The organism is Pseudoalteromonas sp. 19-MNA-CIBAN-0066, from assembly GCF_040308705.1.
GTDB classification, from domain to species: domain Bacteria; phylum Pseudomonadota; class Gammaproteobacteria; order Enterobacterales; family Alteromonadaceae; genus Pseudoalteromonas; species Pseudoalteromonas nigrifaciens.
Genome location: NZ_JBEONZ010000212.1, coordinates 1 through 272, shown reverse-complemented (window position 1 = coordinate 272; position 272 = coordinate 1). Strand labels below are relative to the sequence as shown.

Genomic DNA, 272 nt, shown 5'->3' with positions numbered 1-272 from the left:
ACCAACATCTGTTTCGGTGTTGGTAAATACTCGGCCGTTAATAGACAGTGGCTCAGCGTTAGTAGGTTGATTAAATGCATCGGTTGCAAACTGAGCAAAATCGACTTGCAATGCTTCAATAGTAATACTTATCGTTGCTGTTACTTGGTTGTTAACCCCATCAGACACACCAAACATAAAGCTATCTGACCCTGTTTGTTCTTTATTGGGCGTGTAGGTGTATGTGCCATCGGTATTTACAACTACGCTGCCGAGTGTGGGCTGTGTTGTTA

At 43.0% G+C, this 272-nt stretch carries 1 protein-coding gene; it reads right to left on the bottom strand.

Annotated features, from left to right (window positions below; genetic code table 11):
* On the bottom strand, positions 1 to 272 hold a 272-nt coding region (locus tag AAEZ18_RS18865; RefSeq protein ID WP_352255939.1), incomplete at both ends, for a cadherin-like domain-containing protein.